General features: G+C 72.2%; 17 protein-coding genes. 12 read left to right on the top strand and 5 right to left on the bottom strand.

The window, feature by feature from the left end:
- Positions 1-35 precede the first annotated feature (35 nt).
- The 7 genes from ACIP6U_RS02445 (at position 36) to ACIP6U_RS02415 (ending at position 6908) form a co-directional block, all read left to right on the top strand.
- Complete coding sequence (locus ACIP6U_RS02445; RefSeq protein ID WP_401711732.1) at positions 36-1064, top strand: ABC transporter substrate-binding protein; 1029 nt, start codon at positions 36-38, stop codon at positions 1062-1064.
- Positions 1065-1144: 80 nt separating this feature from the next.
- Entirely contained in the window at positions 1145-1882 is a 738-nt protein-coding gene (locus tag ACIP6U_RS02440; protein WP_401711730.1) for a GNAT family N-acetyltransferase, read from the top strand.
- A 47-nt stretch (positions 1883-1929) separates the two neighbouring features.
- On the top strand, positions 1930-2019 hold the full coding sequence (locus ACIP6U_RS02435; RefSeq protein WP_401711728.1) for a putative leader peptide: 90 nt from the start codon (positions 1930-1932) through the stop codon (positions 2017-2019).
- 76 nt (positions 2020-2095) lie between these two features.
- Positions 2096-3304 (top strand): LLM class flavin-dependent oxidoreductase, encoded by a 1209-nt coding sequence (locus ACIP6U_RS02430; RefSeq protein WP_401711725.1) that lies wholly within the window; start codon positions 2096-2098, stop codon positions 3302-3304.
- A gap of 22 nt (positions 3305-3326) precedes the next feature.
- Complete coding sequence (locus tag ACIP6U_RS02425) at positions 3327-4700, top strand: NtaA/DmoA family FMN-dependent monooxygenase (protein ID WP_401711722.1); 1374 nt, start codon at positions 3327-3329, stop codon at positions 4698-4700.
- Positions 4697-5791 carry an LLM class flavin-dependent oxidoreductase gene (locus tag ACIP6U_RS02420; protein WP_401711719.1) on the top strand — a complete coding sequence of 365 codons (1095 nt, stop codon included), beginning with the start codon at positions 4697-4699 and terminating at the stop codon, positions 5789-5791. The genes ACIP6U_RS02425 and ACIP6U_RS02420 overlap by 4 nt, the downstream gene beginning before the upstream one ends.
- On the top strand, positions 5784-6908 hold the full coding sequence (locus ACIP6U_RS02415; protein ID WP_401711717.1) for an MsnO8 family LLM class oxidoreductase: 1125 nt from the start codon (positions 5784-5786) through the stop codon (positions 6906-6908). Before ACIP6U_RS02420 ends, ACIP6U_RS02415 begins: the two co-directional genes overlap by 8 nt.
- A gap of 71 nt (positions 6909-6979) precedes the next feature.
- Here the strand turns inward: ACIP6U_RS02415 and ACIP6U_RS02410 are convergent, their stop codons facing one another.
- Positions 6980-7513, bottom strand: coding sequence for a VOC family protein (locus tag ACIP6U_RS02410; RefSeq protein ID WP_401711714.1), 534 nt, complete (start codon positions 7511-7513; stop codon positions 6980-6982).
- 299 nt (positions 7514-7812) lie between these two features.
- A complete protein-coding gene (locus tag ACIP6U_RS02405; RefSeq protein ID WP_401711711.1) occupies positions 7813-8898 on the bottom strand; it encodes a M12 family metallopeptidase in 1086 nt (361 codons plus the stop codon).
- Between the two features lie 95 nt (positions 8899-8993).
- Between ACIP6U_RS02405 and ACIP6U_RS02400 the strand changes: the two genes are divergently transcribed.
- Positions 8994-10844: a LuxR C-terminal-related transcriptional regulator gene (locus ACIP6U_RS02400; protein WP_401711708.1), complete on the top strand. Its 1851-nt coding sequence runs from the start codon at positions 8994-8996 to the stop codon at positions 10842-10844.
- 147 nt (positions 10845-10991) lie between these two features.
- Here the strand turns inward: ACIP6U_RS02400 and ACIP6U_RS02395 are convergent, their stop codons facing one another.
- Positions 10992-13556, bottom strand: a complete 2565-nt coding sequence (locus ACIP6U_RS02395; protein WP_401712890.1) for a CHAT domain-containing protein — start codon at positions 13554-13556, stop codon at positions 10992-10994.
- A 150-nt stretch (positions 13557-13706) separates the two neighbouring features.
- On the opposite strand from ACIP6U_RS02395, the gene ACIP6U_RS02390 reads away from it, so the two are divergent.
- From ACIP6U_RS02390 to ACIP6U_RS02380, 3 genes are all read left to right on the top strand, one after another.
- Positions 13707-15122, top strand: a complete 1416-nt coding sequence (locus tag ACIP6U_RS02390; protein ID WP_401711706.1) for a S8/S53 family peptidase — start codon at positions 13707-13709, stop codon at positions 15120-15122.
- Positions 15123-15202: 80 nt separating this feature from the next.
- Positions 15203-15778: an RNA polymerase sigma factor gene (locus tag ACIP6U_RS02385; RefSeq protein ID WP_401711703.1), complete on the top strand. Its 576-nt coding sequence runs from the start codon at positions 15203-15205 to the stop codon at positions 15776-15778.
- Between the two features lie 32 nt (positions 15779-15810).
- The gene (locus ACIP6U_RS02380) at positions 15811-16299 is read left to right on the top strand and encodes a hypothetical protein (protein ID WP_401712888.1); all 489 of its coding nucleotides are present in this window, start codon (positions 15811-15813) and stop codon (positions 16297-16299) included.
- Positions 16300-16377: 78 nt separating this feature from the next.
- Here the strand turns inward: ACIP6U_RS02380 and ACIP6U_RS02375 are convergent, their stop codons facing one another.
- Together ACIP6U_RS02375 and ACIP6U_RS02370 are read right to left on the bottom strand one after the other, a co-directional pair.
- A complete protein-coding gene (locus tag ACIP6U_RS02375) occupies positions 16378-17601 on the bottom strand; it encodes a cytochrome P450 (RefSeq protein WP_401711700.1) in 1224 nt (407 codons plus the stop codon).
- An 81-nt stretch (positions 17602-17682) separates the two neighbouring features.
- Complete coding sequence (locus ACIP6U_RS02370) at positions 17683-18528, bottom strand: N-formylglutamate amidohydrolase (RefSeq protein ID WP_401711696.1); 846 nt, start codon at positions 18526-18528, stop codon at positions 17683-17685.
- A 68-nt stretch (positions 18529-18596) separates the two neighbouring features.
- Here ACIP6U_RS02370 and ACIP6U_RS02365 point away from each other — a divergent pair, with 68 nt between their 5' ends.
- Entirely contained in the window at positions 18597-18938 is a 342-nt protein-coding gene (locus ACIP6U_RS02365) for a DUF5713 family protein (RefSeq protein ID WP_401711693.1), read from the top strand.
- Positions 18939-18940: the final 2 nt, after the last annotated feature.

The following is an 18940-nucleotide window of genomic DNA, read 5'->3' as shown; positions in this document are numbered from 1 at the left end:
CCCAATAGTCCTGAACACCGAGCCTAGGAACAGCCATGTCTCCCCTCAGCCTTCGCAGCAGACTCACTCGCGGACTCACCGCCGGCACCGTGGTCGCCGCCCTCGCCGGCGGGCTCGCCGCCTGCGGGGGAGACAGTGACGCGGCCACCACGACCGACAACGCCGCCGCCGGCTCGGTCACCGTGGGTGCCCTGTCCCTCGGCGCCGCCAAGGAGACCACGCTGAAGGTCTCCGAAGTGAAGTCGATCAGCGCCGAGTTGCCCAAGGACATAGCCAAGAGCGGCAAGCTGGAGATCGGCGTCGGCTTCCTGCCCGCCGGCTCCCCGCCGCTCGGCTACGTCGGCTCCGACCAGAAGACCCTCACCGGTTCGGAGACCGACATCGCCCGCCTGGTCGCCGCCGTCCTCGGCCTCAAGCCCGAGCTGAAGAACTCCACTTGGGAGAACCTCTTCATCGGTCTGGACAGCGGCAAGGTGAACGTCGCCTTCTCCAACGTCACCGACACCGAGGAGCGCAAGGCGAAGTACGAGTTCGCCTCCTACCGCGAGGACAACCTCGGCTTCGCGGTGAAGGCCGACAACTCCTGGAACTTCGACAGCAACTACGAGAACCTCGCGGGCAAGACCGTGGCCGTGGGCGCCGGCACCAACCAGGAGCGGATCCTCCTGGAGTGGAAGAAGAAGCTGGCCGCCGAGGGCAAGAAGGCGCTCACCGTCAAGTACTTCCAGGACAACAACAGCACCTACCTCGCGCTGACCTCCGGGAAGATCGACGCCTACCTCTCCCCGAACCCCTCGGTCGCCTACCAGGTCTCCTCGACCAAGGGCACGGCGAAGGCGATCCGCAACGCGGGCACCTACTCAGGCGCCGGATCCTCCCTCCAGGGCCTGATCGCGGCCACCGCGAAGAAGGACAGCGGCCTCGCCAAGCCGCTGGCCGACGCGATCAACTACCTGATCAAGAACGGGCAGTACGCCAAGTGGCTGGCCGCCTGGAACCTCTCCAACGAGGCCGTCGCCAAGTCCGAGATCAACCCGCCCGGACTGCCGCTCAGCGACTCCTGACCCACCCTCTCAGCAAGGGGACCCCGCCGTGTCCCGGCGGGGTCCCCGACCCGTGCGACCAGTACCGGAGCCGTCACCCGATGTCTTCCACCGCCAGTCTCGAAACCACCACGTCCCACGTCCTGGACAACCCGGCCTGGGCCGCGCTCACCGGCCCGCACGCCCACTTCGCCGAGCGCGTCGGCCGCGCCGTCCGCTACCCCGTCGACGTGGCCGGCTTCCACGCCATCACCGACAACGACGACCCGCGCGCCTGGGCCGACCTGGCCACGCTCATCGGCCCCGGCGGCACCGCCGCGGTGCGCGGCGTGGGCGAGGCCCCGGCGGGCTGGGAGATCGTCCGCTCAGGCCAGGGCGTCCAGCTCGTCGACACCGCGCTGTGGGCCGAGCCCGACCCCGAGGCCGTACGCCTGGGTCCCGCCGACGTACCCGAGATCCTCGACCTGGTCGCCCGCACCGAACCGGGCCCCTATCTGCCCCGCACCGTCGAACTGGGCACCTACCTGGGCATCCGCCACGAGGGCCGGCTCGTCGCGCTGGCGGGCGAGCGCCTGCACCCGCCGGGCTGGACCGAGATCAGCGCCGTGTGCACCGACCCCGAGCACCGCGGCCGGGGCCTTGCCACCCGGCTGGTCCGCGCGGTCGCCGCAGGCATCAAGGAACGCGGCGAGCAGCCCTTCCTGCACGCCGCGGCGAACAACACCAACGCGATCCGGCTGTACGAATCGATCGGCTTCACGCTGCGCGCCCGTACGGTCTTCTCGCTCGTACGGTTCACCGGGCCGACCGCTGCCCCGGATCCGGAAGAAACGGCATAGCCGTGCCGTTGTCCTCAATGAAGCCGGACTCCGTGGAGGTGGAGCACATGAGCGGCGCGTCCCTCGTGCACGTGTGTCTCACCACGCGGCAGCACATCGATCTGCTGCGTGTCGCCGGCGCGCTCTGTCGCCCCTGACGCCGTTGCCCCAGCGCCGTGAGCCCATTTCCCTGGGCTGGCGATCTCGTACGGACCTCCAGGAAGGCACCTACTCGTGTCATCGACCTCCCCTTCGCATCTGCATCTCGCCGTGGCCCTCGACGGCACCGGCTGGCACCCTGCCTCCTGGCGCGAGCAAGTGGCCCGCCCCCGGGACCTGTTCACCGCCGGCTACTGGGCCGACCTGGTCGCGGAGGCCGAGCGCGGCCTGCTCGACTTCGTCACCTTCGAGGACGGACTCGGCCTCCAGCCCTCGCACCACGCCGAGCTGGACGGCCGCACCGACCAGGTCCGCGGACGTCTCGACGCCGTACTCACGGCGTCCCGCATCGCGCCCCTGACCCGGCACATCGGCCTCGTACCGACCGTGATCGCCACGCTCACCGAGCCCTTCCACCTCTCCAAGGCGATCGCGACCCTCGACTACGTGAGCAGCGGCCGCGCGGGCCTGCGGGTGCAGGTCAGCGCCCGTCCGCACGAGGCCGACCACTTCGGCCGCCGCACCTTCCCGCCGCTGGACCTGGCGGAGCTGCGCACCCCGGCCGGACAGCAGCGGCTCACCGACCTCTTCGACGAGGCTGCCGACTACGTCGAGGTCGTGCGCCGGCTCTGGGACAGCTGGGAGGACGACGCGGAGATCCGGGACACCGCCACCGGCCGCTTCGTCGACCGGGACAAGCTGCACTACATCGACTTCGAGGGCGCGCACTTCAGCGTCAAGGGCCCCTCGATCACCCCGCGCCCGCCGCAGGGGCAGCCCCTCGTCACCGCGCTCGCGCACCAGACCGTCCCCTACCGGCTGGTGGCCCGCCAGGCCGACATCGGCTACGTCACCCCGCGCGACGCCGACGACGCCCGCGCGATCGTCGCCGAGATCCGCGCCGAGCAGGAAGCGGCCGGCCGCGCGGACGAACTCGTGCACGTCTTCGGCGACTTGGTGGTCTTCCTCGACGACGACCAGGCCGCGGCGGAGGACCGACGCGCCCGTCTGGACGCCCTCGCGGGGGAGCCGTACGAGAGCGACGCACGGATCTTCGCCGGTACGCCCACCCAACTCGCCGACCTGCTCCAGGAGTTGGCGGGGGAGGGGCTCACCGGCTTCCGACTCCGGCCCGCCGTCCTCGGCCACGACCTGCCCGCCATCACCGAGGGTCTGGTCCCCGAACTCCAGCGCCGCGGCGCCTTCCGCACCGCCTACGAGGCCGACACCCTGCGCGGCCTGCTGGGCCTCGCCCGCCCCGCCAACCGCTACGCCGCAGCCTGAGCCGGAAGGGCCGACCGCACCCATGAGCAAGCCGCTGAAGCAGATCCACCTGGCCGCGCACTTCCCGGGCGTCAACAACACCACCGTGTGGAGCGACCCCAAGGCCGGCAGCCACATCGAGTTCAGTTCCTTCGTGCACTTCGCGCAGACCGCCGAACGCGCCAAGTTCGACTTCCTGTTCCTCGCCGAAGGACTCCGCCTGCGCGAACAGGGCGGAAAAATCTACGACTTGGACGTCGTCGGCCGCCCCGACACCTTCACCGTGCTGGCCGCGCTCGCCGCCGTCACCGAGCACCTCGGCCTGACCGGCACCATCAACTCCACCTTCAACGAGCCCTACGAGGTGGCCCGCCAGTTCGCCAGCCTCGACCACCTCTCCGGCGGCCGGTCCGCGTGGAACGTCGTCACCTCCTGGGACGCCTTCACCGGCGAGAACTTCCGGCGCGGCGGCTTCCTGCCGCAGGACCAGCGGTACTCCCGCGCCAAGGAGTTCCTCGCCACGACCAACGAGCTCTTCGACTCGTGGCACGGCGACGAGATCGTCGCCGACCAGGCGAGCGGCACCTTCCTACGGGACGCGAAGGCCGGATCCTTCGTCCACGACGGACAACACTTCGACATCCACGGCCAGTTCAACGTCCCGCGCTCCCCGCAGGGCCGCCCGGTCATTTTCCAGGCCGGCGACTCCGACGAGGGCCGCGAGTTCGCCGCCTCCTCCGCCGACGCCATCTTCAGCCGGTACGCCCAGCTGGAATCGGGGCAGGCCTTCTACACCGACGTCAAGAACCGCCTCGCCAAGTACGGCCGTCGGCATGACGAGTTGCTGATCCTGCCCGCCGCGAGCTTCGTCCTCGCCGACACCGACGCCGAGGCGGAGGTACTGGCGAAGGAGGTGCGCCGCCAGCAGGTCAGCGGCGCCACCGCCATCAAGCACCTCGAGTTCGTCTGGAACCGGGACCTGTCCTCGTACGACCCGGAGGGTCCGCTGCCCGAGATCGATCCCGACCTCGGCGAGAACCACATCTCCAAGGGCCGCGCCCAGGTGCGGATGTACCGCGACCCGCTGGCCACCGCCCGCGAGTGGCGTGAGCTGGCCGCCGCCAACAACTGGTCCATCCGCGACCTCGTCATCGAGACCGGCAACCGGCAGAACTTCATCGGCTCCCCGGAGACGGTGGCCAGGACCATCAACGAGTACGTCCAGGCCGACGCCAGCGACGGCTTCATCCTCGTCCCGCACATCACCCCGACCGGCCTCGACGACTTCGCCGACAAGGTCGTCCCCCTGCTCCAGGAGCAGGGCGTGTTCCGCACCGAGTACGAGGGCCCGACGCTGCGCCACCAGCTCGGTCTCGCCCACCCGGACGAGACGGCGGCCGAGCGGGCCGCGTCGTGAAGTTCCTCGCGATCACGCTCATCGTGCACCGCCCCGACCCGGTCACCGGGGTGCTGAAACCGACCCACGAGCGGTTCCGCGAAGTCCTCGACAACGCGGTGCTCGCCGAGGAGTTGGGCTTCGACGGCTTCGGGGTGGGGGAGCGGCACGAGCGCCCGTTCATCTCCTCCTCCCCGACCGTCGTCCTCAGCCATGTGGCCGCCCTGACCAAGCGGATCCGCCTGTTCACCGCCGTCACGACCCTCAGCCTGCTGGACCCGGTCCGCGCGTACGAGGACTACGCGACCCTCGACCACCTCTCCGACGGGCGCCTGGACCTGATCATCGGCAAGGGCAACGGCGCCGCCCAGCGGGACCTGTTCCAGGTCACGCCCGAGGATCAGTGGGACCGCAACGCCGAGAGCTACGAGGTGTTCCGGCAGATCTGGCGGCAGGACAAGGTGACGGCGGCGACCCGCTACCGCCCGCCGCTGGAGGAGGCGGAGGTGTGGCCGCGGCCCTACCAGAAGCCGGTCCGGGTCTGGCACGGCAGCGCGACCAGCAAGGAGTCCGTCGACCTCGCCGCCCGCTACGGCGACCCGCTGTTCTCGGCGAACGTCACCAACCCCATAGAGCCGTATGCCGAGTTGATCCGCTACTACCGCGAGCGCTGGGAGCACCACGGCCACGACCCGGCCGACATCGCGATCGGCGCCGGCACGGCGGGCGTCCTCGTCACGCCCACCTCGCAGGAGGCGTCGGCCGCGTACCGGCCGATCTTCGAGTCGAACCTGGCATTCTTCAAGCAGGCGGGCCTGCCCGTGGTCTTCGAGACCCTGGAGGACTACGTCGAGCGCAGCTCTGCGCTGATCGGCAGCCCGCAGCAGGTCATCGACAAAGTGCACCGCTATCACGAGCAGTTCGGGCACACGGTGGTCCATCTGCACGCGGACGCGAGCGGTCTGTCCGACGCACAGCACCGGGACTCGCTCGAACTCTTCCAGTCGGCGGTCGCCCCCGTCCTGCGCAAGGACATCCCCGACCCGCCCTTCGACTGGGGCCCGGTCCTGCCGACACCGTCGACCAGCAGCGAGGAGCCGGTCCGTGTCTGACATCCCCCTCGGCGTCCTCGACCTGGTTCCGGTCTCGTCGGGTTCGACCGCCGCCGACGCCCTGCGCAACTCCATCGACCTGGCCCGACAGACCGAGCAACTCGGCTACGCCCGCTACTGGTTCGCCGAGCACCACCTCAACCCCGGGGTCGCGGGCACCTCTCCGGCGGTCGTCCTGGCCCTGACCGCGGCCGCCACCTCCACGATCCGCCTCGGCTCCGGCGCCGTACAACTCGGGCACCGCACCGCGCTGTCGACGGTGGAGGAGTTCGGGCTGATCGACGCGCTGCACCCCGGCCGCTTCGACCTGGGCCTCGGCCGCTCGGGCGGCCGTCCGCCGGCGGAGCGGGCCACCGGGCCGACGGCCACACCCGTCGTCGACGGACGCGCCCCCAACGGCCTGCTCATCCCGCCCCGCTTCTCCTTCGAACGCCTCCTCGGCTCACCCCGCATCGCCCTGCAACGCCGGCTGCTCCTGCTGCCGAACGCCGAGTCCCAGGACTACGCCGAGCAGATCGACGACATCCTCGCCCTACTGGCCGGCACCTACCGCTCCCCGGAGGGCGTCGAGGCACACGTAGTGCCCGGCGAGGGCGCGGAGTTGGAGCTGTGGATCCTCGGCAGCAGCGGTGGCCAGAGCGCCGAGGTCGCGGGCGCCCGGGGCCTGCGCTTCGCCGCCAACTACCACGTCAGCCCCGCCACGGTGCTGGAGGCGGTGGACGGCTACCGCGCCCACTTCCAGCCCTCCGACCACCTCGACAAACCCCACGTCAGCGTCTCCGCGGACGTCGTCGTCGCCGAGGACGACGCCACCGCCCGCGAACTCGCCACCGGTTACGGTCTGTGGGTCCGCAGCATCCGCACGGCCGAGGGCGCGATCGCGTTCCCGACCCCCGAGGAGGCCCGCGCGCACGTCTGGAGCGAGGAGGACCGGGAACTGGTCCAGGACCGCCTCGACACCCAGTTCGTCGGCTCGCCGGGCCGGGTCGCCGACCAGCTGGAACAGCTCCAAGAGGCCACCGGCGCCGACGAGTTGCTCATCACGACGATCACCCACGACCACGCCGACCGGGTGCGGTCGTACGAGCTGCTTGCACAGGAGTGGGGCCGACGTTGAAGTACCGGAGCTGAGGTATCGGAGCTGAGGTATCGGAGCCGAAGCACCGGAGCTGAGTGACTGGAGTGAGCTCAGCCGGTCGGCCCCACGGGCGCGCTGCTGCGTCCCTGGCGCCGGCCGCTGAGCTCCGCGTCCAGCGTCTCCTGGGCCACGCGCATGATCTCGGCGTAGCCCGGGTCGCGCAGCCGCTTCCACATCTCGTCCTCGGACACGTCCTCGACCCGGGCGACCACCCACCAGATGTTGCCGAAGGGGTCCTTGATCCGCCCGCCGCGGGTCCCGAAGGCGTCGTCGGCCACGGGCGTCACCACACTGCCACCGGCCTTGACGGCCCGGGAGAACGCCTCGTCCGCGTCGGCGACGAACACCCGCAGCAGGCTGGGTAGGACCGGCCAGTCCGTACGCCGGTCGAAGGCCAGTATTACGGTGTCGCCGACCCGGATCTCACCGTGCCCGATCAGACCGTCCTCGGTGGCGACCCGCGCGAGCTCCACACCGCCGAAGGCCCCGGCGACGAAGTCGAGAAAGGCCCCGGTGTCGTCGGTGACGACCCAGGGCGCGACGGTGGTGTATCCCTGCGGCGTGACGCCGGCCTGCTCGGACATCGCGGTCCCTCCACTCGTACTGGCTGTCGTGGACGACGATAGGAGCGGACTAGGTCGGTTTCTGTCCTATATCGACAGGCCGCGCCGGACCGGGAGCGCGAGGCCGGAGGCGAGGACGTCGAGGAGGGCGACGCTGCTCTGCGAGTGCCGGGTGGACCGTACGGCGATCACGGCCGCTTCCGGGACATGTGGCGAGGCCGGGCACGGTCTCCCTCCCCCGAAGGTGACCGTGCCCGACCGCTCCCCCGGCGCCGGACAGGTGGTCCAGCGACGCCCGAGTGGCGCGGTTTCCCGTGCTGTTACCAGCACATGACCGCTGTCTGTCCCGGTCCCCAAGCCGAGTACAGACGCACACGGACGTAGTAGCGGCGGCCCTTGACGAGACGGGCCCTGATGGTGGCGTTGTGCGGTGTTCCGCCGTCGTCGCGGCCGGTCAGATAGCGGGGCTCCTCGTCCCGCTCCTCGAAGACCACGACGACGGTGTCACTGTCGCCGAAGGTGCCCACGGTGTACTCGCGGGTCTCCGGCGGATCGATCACGAAGTCCGCCTGCTCGCCCGGTCCGAGACCGAGCGGCGCCGACCGGAAGGGCACCAGCGCGGGCGGCTGCGGCGGATCCGCCGGCGGATACCAGCGCAGCACGAACTCCTTGTCGGCCGGCGACAGCGAACCCGGCGGATTCAGACCCGCCCGGAACTGCTCCGGCTCCAGGATCAGCCCGCCCGAGAACGGGTACTCCATGATCGACTGCGGGTCCCAGACGGAGCCGTTGACCTCGTCCGGGTCCAGCTTGCGCAGAATGTTGAAGAACGTCTTGTCCCGGCTCCAGAAGTTCGGCGAGCCCGCCAGATCGGCGTAGACGGCCTCGTCGTCCCAGTGGATCCCGGCGAACGGGCTCTGGTGCTCGTGCAGCATCCCGAGCGCGTGCCCGATCTCGTGCAGGGCCGTCCCGCGCTCCCCGGGCGCGGTCAGGTCCCAGCCGAAGTTCATCGTGCGGTCGTGCACGCCGACCTGCAACGCGTCCCGGCCCACCGTCGACCACGAGCCGTCGCCGAGCTGGAACCCGATGCGCACCTCGGCCTCCGTGCGGTCCGCGACCTCGACGAAGGACACGCCGAGCCCGAGATCCCGCCACTCCTGGAAGCACTCGCGCACCACGTCCCGCTGCTCCTTGGCGCCGACCCACGAAACCCGCCGCATCGCCCCGGTACCCGGGACGGGGATGACGGAGGCGTCGCCCTCGCCGTCGAAGAAGCAGTAGTGCAGGACCGTGCCGTTGACCCACATCCGGTTACCCGAGATGAGCGCGCTGCGCCGCTCGGCGGTCAGCCCTGCCGCGAAGGCGGGGGCCGACTGCTGCGCGAGGGAGCAGTAGCGTCCGGTCATGCGCACAGCCTGCCCCGATCCAGGTCACGGGCGCCTGAGTCGGGGTCTACTCAAGTCGCCCTGTATCAGGACTGAGTACTCGCGCTCATACTCCCGTGACGACTTTCGAACGCGAGGCGAAGACCCTTGAACTGCCCTGGCCGTTCACCGGACGAGAGGACGAGCTCGAGCTGATCCGCCGGTCCCTGACCGCGAGCCACCACGGCATCGTGGTCACCGGCCCCGCGGGCTCGGGCAAGACCCGGCTGGTCACCGAGGCACTGCGGGGCAGCGACCGGGCCCGCGCGGCCGGAACACCCGAGACCCGTCACCTCTCCTTCGCCGCGTTCGCGCACCTCCTGCCCGAGACGGTCTCCCTGCACCGGGCGGTCCAACTCCTCTCCGGCCTACGGCTCTTGCTGGTCGACGACGCCCACCTGCTCGACGACGCCTCGGCCGCCCTCGTGCACCAGCTCGCCGTGCACGGCCGCACCCGCCTGGTCGTCGTCGCGGCCGACGAGACGCCGCTACTCGGCGCGATCTCCCGCCTGTGGACAGGCGAGTTGCTGCCCCGCCTCGCCCTGGAGCCGCTGCCCCGCGAGGACACCGAACAGCTCCTGGCGGCCGGCCTCGGCGCGGACCCGGAGCCGCTCACCCTCAACCGACTGCTCCGCCTGTGCGGCGGCGACCTGCGCCTGCTGCGCGACCTGGTGGACGCGGTGCGCGAGCGCGGACTGCTCGACCGTCGCCCGGACACGGAGAGTTGGTCCTGGCGCGGCCCGCTGCCCGTCACGACCACCGTCCGTGAGCGCGCCGCGCGTGTGCTCGACCGGCCGCACGCGGACGAACGCGAGACCCTGCAACGCCTCGCCTTCGGGGAGCCGTTGGGGCAGGACACGGACGACTTCGACCTCCATGTCCTCGAACACCTGGAGGCCGAGGGCCTGGTCCGTATCGACGAGCACCAGGAGACTCCCGCCGGCCCCACCACCGTCCGCCTCGCCCACCCCCTGTACGGCCCGGTGCTGCGCGCCGCGGCCGGTCGGCTGCGGGCGCGGCGGCTGGCCCGGCGGCCCGAGCAGTGGCGGCCGGCCCTCGACGCCGAGGCCGCCGAGCTGACCGGGCGGATCGAGCGGGCGGACGTCAGGACCACGACCACGCCGGTGGGGGACTGGCTGGTCGGAGAGGGCGCGTCGGTGCCGGCGGGGTACGCCGCCGTACGCGCCCGGTATGCGCGGCTCCGGGGGGAGCTGCGCGAGGCGGCGGCCTGGGCGAGGGAGGGACTGCGGGACGACGGGGGCGATCTGTCCTGCCGTACCGAACTCGCCCTGGCCACCGCCCAGTCGGGGGAGACGGGCACCGCTCACACGGCCGCCGGGGGACCGCTCGGGGGCGGCGCGGCCGTGTGGCTGGCGGTGTCCGGGGGGGACGTCGACGGGGCGCTCGAGACGATCGGAGCGGGAGATTCGTACGAACTGTACGAGGCCGTTCGTCTCGGCGCCCCGGAGGCGGTCGCCGACCGGCTGCCCGCCGACGGTGTCCTCGCCCTGCACGCCGACGCGCTCGCCCGCGGCGACGGTCCCGATCTGGACCGGGCGGCCGAGGCGCTGGAGCGGCGCGGCCTGCTGCTCTTCGCCGCCGAGGCGCACGCCCAGGCGGTACGGGCCCACCGCGACCCGCGCGCCGCCCGCACCTCACGCACCCGTGCCGTCGCCCTCGCCCGCCGCTGTCAGGGCGCCCGTACTCCGGCCCTGTCCGGCCTGGTCCTCGGTGAACTCACCGCCCGCCAGCGGCAGATCGTCACTCTGGCGGCAGCCGGCCTGAGCAACCGTCAGATCGCGGAACAGCTCACCCTGTCCATCCGCACCGTGGGCAACCACCTCTACAGCGCGTACGCCCGGCTCGGCGCCAGCGACCGCGGGGCGCTGCCCTGGCTCACGGCGGTACCGGACGCCCAGCCGGCCTGAGCCGCACACCGGAGCAGCGGTCTGACCCCCAGTATTCGGGGGAGGGGTCAGGCCGCTTCCCCGCGCCCGGGATCTTCTTCGTGAACTCCGTGCTGCGGTGCGGGAGTTCGGCCATCGGAGGGACAACCCGCGACCGGTGCCTTCCGCTCAGGCCGCCCCGAACGCCGCGAACGCCCACCCCGTCGCCTGGTGCATCGCGTCGCCCGGCAGCGCGGCCCGGGCGTCGCGCAGGGCCTCCGCCAGCGAGAGGCCGACGCTGAGGCCCTTGTGCAGGGCGAGCATCAGCGGGACCACGGCCGCGTCGTTGACCGGCGCGCTGCTCGCCACCACCCCGGCCGTGCCCAGCGGCAGCAACGCCGTGACCAGGCCGAGCAGTTCGTCAGCGCCGACCGAGGCGAGGCGGGCGGTGTCGCAGCTGGACAGGATGATCCGGTACGGGCTGCGGTCCAGCCGTTCGAAGTCGTGGACGATCAGCGGACCGTCGGCCATCCGCAACGACGAGAACAGCGGGCTGTCGGCGCGGAAGACCCCGTGCGCGGCGATGTGCGCGAGCGCCGCGCCGTCCAACTCCCGCAACACCCGCGGCACGCGCGCGTCGTCGTGCTCCAGCAGGATCGGCCTGCCGTACCGGTCTGCCAGCTCGGGCACCTCGGCACCACCGGTCGCCAGACCGGGACCTCGTACCAGCACATGGCGTCCACCCGGCGGTGGCTCGGTCTCCCGGGCGCGCAGCCAACTGCTCGCCGACGGCGACACACTGAGCACCCGCTCGCGCAGCGACGGCAGCAGGGCCCACGGCACGCGGTGCAACCGCCCTGGCGGCACGACGACCACGGGCCCGGAGCCCAGGTGCGCGGCCGCCGGTCCCAGCAGCAGCTCCTCCAGCCGGTGTCCCATCGCCTCGACCACCGGAAGCCGTGCATCCGCCCCGGGATGGGCCAGTCGCCGCAGTCCCGCCTGGACGTGTTCGGCCTCGCGCTCGGCGTCGGCGACCAGTCCCGCCTCGAACCGCCGGACCCGGCCCTCCGCGCACAGCAGCACCTGAACCCGCCCGTCCAGCACGGCCAGTTCCACCAGCCGCACCTCGCCGAGGCGGGCCAGCAGCCGGGCGGGGTCGAAGCGGGTCTCGTCGCCGGGGGCGTCGCCGCGCATGTGCAGGGTGCGGGAGCGGATCTCCCGCTCCAGGCGCCGCTGTTCGCGCTCCAGGGCGGGCAGTGGACGGCCCTCCATACGGGCCTCCTCCGCCTGGGCGGCGATCACCCGGAACGAGGTCAGGTCGCCGAGCAGCCCCGGATCGGCCGGCGGCCGGGTCGGCGGCGCGGACAGCACGGTGGCCCGCCAGCGCTCGCTCCACACCAGCAACCGGCGCGGCCCGCCGGACTCCACGCTGGCCTGCTGCGCCAACGCGGCCAGTTCCGCGCCCTGCTCGGTGGCACGGGCCCGCAGCTCCGAGGCACCGAGCGTCATCCGGTGGTCGTCCAGCACGTCGAGGCCGCGCCGACAGGCCTCAAGCACACCCCGGCTCGAACCGGCGGACCGGGCCCGCAGCGCCTGCGCCGCCCAGCCCGTCATCCGCGCCAGCGGCGGCCCGCTGTGCCGACTGCGGGCGGCCACCGCCAGATGCCGTTCCGCGTCCGCCGTCCAGCCCAGGCCCAGCGCGATCCGGCCCGCGAGGAGGGAGGCCTCCGGCGCGACCGGAGCGCCGAAGGACGCGAGCTTCTCGGCGACCGCGGCGGCGTCGGCGACCAGTCGCCCCGAGCCCCGCCCCGCGGCCACCCGCGCCTGGATCAGCACCAGCCGGGCGTGCGCCTCCCACCAGGGGCGTCGCTGCCCGGCGAACAGCCGCACCGCCAGCTCCGCGCGCGCGATCGACGTATGCGGATCGCCCGCCCGCCGGGCCGCGTGGGCTGCGACCAGCAGCAGCTCCGCCTTGCGGGTGGCCTGGCCGCCGATACCGTCGAGGACCCCGATCGCCGCGTCCGCCTCGGCCAGTGCCTCCGGGGCGAGCCCGGCCGCCATCAGGACCTCGCAGCGCCGGATGTAGAGCATGAAGGACGGCGTACCGAGCTTGGCGTACCGCTCCTCGGCCTCGTCGAACAGCCGCAGCGACACCGGGATGTCGCCCGACCGGAACGCGGCCAGGCCCCGGCTCTCCACGATGTCGGCCTTGTCGTGCTCCTGGCCGGTGGTGTCCCACAGCGTCTCGGCGGCCGTGAAGTCGGCGTCCGCGCGGTCCACCGCGCCCAGCGCCAGGTGCACGGTCGCCCGCAGCGTCAGCGCCCGGGCCACCCAGATGGTGTCCTCCGCCTGCCGCAGCACGGGAATCGCCTTGCGTACGTCCTCCAGGGCCTCCCGGTGCCGGCCCAGCACCCAGCCGGCGTAGGCCCGCCGGAACAGCACGCGCGCGCGGGTGTGGCCGGTGCCGCGCTCCACTCCGCGCTCCAGCGCGGCCAGACCCTGCTGAGTGCGCCCCGAGTGCACCAACGCGACCCCGAGCGCGGCCAGGACATCCGCCTCCCGGTCGGCCGAGTCCGCGCGCGCCGCGAGATCCCGGGCCCGCCGCAGGTGATGGAGGGCGATCTTCATGTCGCCCCAGTCCCGCTGCCAGATGCCGATCACCTGGTGGGCGATGGAGGCGTGGAGCAGCGACGGATCGGCGTCGAGCACACCTTCCGCCCTCGCCAGCGCGTCCTGAGGGGCGGCGAACACCATGGGCAGCAGTTCCAGGACCGCGTCGCTTCCCGCTGTCACTCAAAGGATGGTAGTGGTCCCGGTTGCACACCACACCGGTTTGGCGCTGTATCAAACGACGACCCGGCGGCTCTGACTGACGACCACCGCCTCAGTGGAGGAGGACACGCCATGGCACCTCAGCGTTTCCACGAGCAGTTCGACCAGATCCAACGCTCGATGCCCGACACCCCGCTCGCCCTCGGCCCGGACGACGCGGCCGAGTTCATCTACGAGAAGGGTGTCGTCCTCGCCCGGGACGGCGAGGAGGCCCAGCTCGTCGAGGACACCGTACGCACCCACTTCGACCGGACCACGGGGCTGGTCGCGGACCGGGTGCAGCGCGTGAGCCCGCAGACCAACCGCTCGGGCATCACCCGCATCCAGGTCGGCGACCCCGGCCACGGCGACGGCCGCGGTGACCGCGCGGTCGCGGGCGCCCTGCGCGCGCTGCGGGAGCAGGAAGGACGCCAGGGACGCCGCCTGGTCAGCCGTAACCACATCGTGTCCATCGCGGTGAACTCCTGCCCCGGCGACGAGCCCGTGCCCGCCCCCCTCACCCAGCCGCCCAACCCGGCCGCGGCCGAGGAGTCCCACGAGGACACCGCCGTCCGTGTCCTGGTGATAGACAACGGCCTCACGCACGACTTCGCCGCGTACCCGCTGCTGGCGAACACCCAGGGCGACCCGCAGCTCCAGGAGACCGACGCGAACGGGATCCTCCAGCAGTACGTCGGACACGGCACGTTCATCGCCGGACTCCTCGCGGCCGTCTCGCCCAACACCGACATCACCGTGCGCAACACGCTCAACGACGCCGGCGCGGTCCTGGAGTCCGAGTTCGGCGAGCTGCTCTTCGACGCCGTCGAGCGGGACGGCTGGCCGGACATCCTCAGCCTCTCCGCCGGCACCTCCAACGGCCGCGTCGACGGACTGCTGGGCCTGGACGGGTTCATGTCCGCCCTGCTCGACCAGAGCACCCTGCTGGTGGCCGCCGCCGGCAACAACGCCAGCGCCACCCCGTTCTGGCCCGCCGCCTACGCCTCCCTGCCCGACTACGCGGACGCCGTCCTGTCGGTCGGCGCGCTGCGCAGCGACGGCGAGTTCGGCGCCTGCTTCAGCAACCACGGCGCCTGGGTGAAGGTCTTCGCCCCCGGTGAGCGCCTCACCAGCGCCCTCACCGGCTTCGACGTGCCCGTCCCGTACATCTACCAGCACTCCACCTACGACGCCTGCCGCTTCGGCTTCACCTACCACTGCACCTGCCAGTACCCGAGCCACGCGGGCGTGCTGAGCGACGACGGCTCCCACCCCACGCCGGACCAGGTGCTCTTCGAAGGGTTCGCGCAGTGGAGCGGCACGTCCTTCGCCACGCCCGTCGCCGCAGGCCTGGTCGCCTCCTACATGACCGCGCACAAGGAGCAGGACCCGCGCGCCGCCGCGCGGCTGCTGCTCGCCGCCAACACGGAGATCGCGGAGGTGCGGGGGGCGCACGTCCCGGCGCTCCGGCCACCCACGTGGCGCGCGATCCCCACCACGTCGGCATGAACGCGATCCACTGGAGGTCACGGTCCAGGGCCACCCCTCTCACGGCGTACGATGACATGCCGTACACGAGGGGTGGAGCCGTGGACCGAGCAGATGTCGGCGCGTTGGTCCAGTCCGCCGTCGACGGTGATGCGGCGGCCTGGAAAGCGCTCGTTGAAGGGCTGAGCCCACTGGTGTGGTCCGTCGTGCGCGCGTACCGGCTCTCCGACGCCGACGCGCACGAGGTCTACCAGACCGTGTGGTTCCGCTTCGCCCAGCACCTGGGCCGGATCCGGGAACCGGAGAAGGCCGGCTCCTGGCTCGCGAGCACCGCGCGGCACGAGAGCCTGAAGGTCATCAGGAGCCTGAAAAGGCTGACCCCGACGGACGATCCACAGCTCCTCGACCGGGTCAGCGAGGACAGTACGCCCGAGCAGTCCCTGCTGGACTCGGAGGAGGCCGCCGCCCAGAGCGAGCGCGTCCGCCATCTCTGGCAGGAGTTCGCCGAACTCGGCGACCGGTGCAGGCAGTTGCTGCGCGTCCTGATGGCCACGCAGCCGCCCAGCTACCAGGAGGTCTCCGCCTCACTGGGCATCGCCGTCGGCAGCATCGGACCGCTGCGCCAGCGCTGTCTGCGCCGCCTGCGGGCACGACTCGAAGCACGAGGTGCGGTGTGACGGACAACTACGGCACGGGTGGCCCGGACGGCATGGACGACCTGGATGACTTGGACGACATGAGCGGCGACGACGCCCACGACGACGACTTCGACCTCGACCTGCTGGAGGAGGAACTGCGCCGGGCCGCGGGCATCCTGGACCCGATCCCCGCGCAGCTCCAGCAGCTCGCCGTCGAGGCCTTCGCCCTGCACGACCTCGACGCCCGGATCGCCGAGCTGACCTTCGACTCGGTCACCGACGCCATTCCGGTCAGGGGAGCGGTGGACGTTCCGCGGATGCTGACCTTCCACGTGGGCGGGCTGACCGTCGACGTGGAACTGACCGCGCAGGGCCTGATGGGCCAGGTGCTGCCGCCGCAGACGGCCCGGATCGAGGTCCTGAGAGGACCGCAGGGCGGCTCCGCGCTGACGACGGACGACATGGGCCGCTTCACGTCCGTGGAGTCCCCCGCCGGCCCGTTCGCCCTGCGGCTGCGGACCGACGAGGGGACCGTCGTCACGGACTGGCTGACGGCCTGAGCGGTCGGGCGCCCCTCACCAGGTGCCCGACACCGCTCACCGCACGCCCGAGGCCGCCCGCCGGCTACCCGGCGCCGGTCACCAGGTGACGGGCAGGTTCCGGGGTCCCCGGATCATCGTCCGGCGGCGCCAGACCACCTGATCGGCGGGGACAGCCAGACGCAGGTCCGGCAGCCGGTCCAGGAGCGTGCCGACCAGCAGTTCGGTCTGCATCCGGGCCAGGACGGCGCCGGTGCAGTAGTGCGATCCGTTCCCGAAGGCCAGGTGCGGGTTGGGGTCGCGGTCCGGGTCGATGCGGTCCGGGTCGGGGAAGACGGCCGGGTCCCGGTTGGCGGCCAGGTAGGACACGTACACCGGGTCGCCCGCGCTGATGCGGTGGCCGTGCAGCTCCACGTCCTCCAGGGCGATACGGGCGAGGCCCACCGAGGTGCGGTGCGGGATGTGGCGCAGGAGCTCGTCGAGGACGGGTCCCCGGGCCTCCGGCTCCCGCATCCGCTCCCTCAACTCCGGCCGGGTGAGGACCAGGAACAGCATCTGGCCGCAGTTGTGGGTGACGGCCTCGCCGCCGATCTGCAGCGGTCCGGCGAGCCCGACCGCCTCCTCCTCGCTGATCTCGCCCCGCCCGACCGCGGCGCCGAGCAGCGAGTACACGTCCTGGCCGGTGCTGTCCGCGCGGGCCCGGACGGTGTCGGTGATCCACCCGTACATGCCGTTCTTGGCCCGGTCGGCGGCCTCGGCGCCACCCGAGGTGGAGATGATCTGCCGGGTCCAGGAGTGCACCCGCTCCCGGTCCTCGACGGGCACGCCCATCACCTCGCTGACCACGGCGAGCGGGAAGGGTTCCAGGACCCGCTCGATCAGATCGGCCGGTGGCCCGTCGCGTACGACCCCGTCCACCAGCTCGTCGAGCAGCTCCTGCGCCCGCGGCCGCAGCCGCTTCATCGCGCCGACCGTGAAGGCACCGGCGACCGGCTTGCGCAGCCGGTTGTGGTCGGGCTGGTCGGCGAAGGCGAGCGAACCGGGACGCGGCTTGAAGTGCGGGGCCAGCCGCGTCACTTGACGGCGGGTGACCTCCGCGCGGCCGAACCGCGGATCGTTGGTGATCGCCTTCACGTCGTCGTACCGGGTGGCCAGCCACGCCCAGCCCTCGCCGTGCGGCAGCCGGATGCGGGTCAGCGGGCCCTCGCGCATCAGCTCCGCGAGCACCGGGTCGAAGTCGTCGGGACCGGTGAGGTCGAGCGCGGGCCAGTCGCGCACCGGGGGCGGTGCCTGGGCGGTCAGCAGGGTGGGATCCTCGGTCATGCCCCCACCCTCACCGGCCCCCGGCCGCCTGTCGCGCGGGAGTGCTCCAGCCGGAGGCCGGAGTGAGGCGCCACGAGGAGATCAGCGCGGTACGGCGTCCACGAGGGCGGCCAGCGCGGTCGCCAGCCGGGTCAGCCCGGGACCGGCGGGCCCGCCCGGCTCGGCCATGTACTGATCCCGGCGGATCTCCACCATCAGGGCCGCCACCCGCGGATCCTTCCCGTAGAACTCCAGCGGTACGTACGCCCCGCCGAACGGGCTGTCCACCCCCGTCTCCCCGCACCCGGCGAACGCCTCCCGCGCGGCCGTCAGCAGCTCGGGCGGCGTGTGGAAGGGGTCGGTGCCCAGGCAGACCGGCGGCCGGGGGCCCTCGCCGTGCAGCTCGTACGGCAGCGCCGCGGACGGATAGGAGTGGACGTCGATGACGACGGCCCGCCCGGTGGCGGCCAGCCGGCCGGCCACCGCGTCCGTCATCGCTTGCGCGTACGGCCGGAAGCAGCGGTCGATCAGCGGCTCGGGGTCGCTGTCCGCGGGCCGCAGCTCGCCCCGGTGCGTGGTCCGCGTGTACACCGCGCCCATCCCGACCGACAGCATCTCCTCCCGCTCGTCGGGGAACCGCTCCGGATCGACGACCAGCCGCGACAGCCGGTTGACGAACCGCCAGGGCATGACGGCCGACAACCCGGCCGCGGCCTCGGCCAGTTCGGCGGTGTGCGCGTCGGTGATGTGGTCCAACTCCCGCTCCAGCGCCGCGTCGTCCAGCACGATCCCCGCGCGCACCTCGGCCGGAACGACCCGTGAGGAGTGCGGTACGTGCAGGATCACGGGGGAGTCGGCGGGGCCGGGCAGAAGCTCGAACGGCGCGGGCGGCACTGGGCTGCTCCAAGAGACTTGGAAGGGGGCGTTGTCAGTGGTGCGTGGCAGCATCAAAGGTGCCACATCGACAGGCACGGACATCCGCGAGACGTCCGTGGGCACGAACCCGGGGGAGCACCATGCCCATCAGCAACCAGCAGGCGGCCGCACACGCGTTTCTCAAGGCGCTGTACAGGGACGCCTACTACCCCGACCACGTGGTGGACCGGGGCCGGGACATCCTGCTGCGGCTGTGCGAGCGCATCGAGGCCGAGCGGCCCGCCGACCTGGACGCGCTGTACGTCCTCACCCAGGCCGCCACCGACGAGTTCAACGACCTCGAGACCGCCTTCGAGGAGGCCGGCAGTGAGATCGAGACCGTGGCCCGCGAGGAGATAGCCGAGGACTTCTGGTTCGTCGCGAAGACCTACGGCTTCGAGAACGCGGACGTGGAGGAGCTGATCGGCACGCGGGACTGGTGAGC

The sequence above is a fragment of the Streptomyces sp. NPDC088794 genome (assembly GCF_044750545.1).
Taxonomy (GTDB): Bacteria; Actinomycetota; Actinomycetes; order Streptomycetales; family Streptomycetaceae; genus Streptomyces.
The sequence above is the reverse complement of the archived record's forward strand: the minus strand, read 5'-3'. Positions and strand labels throughout refer to the sequence as shown.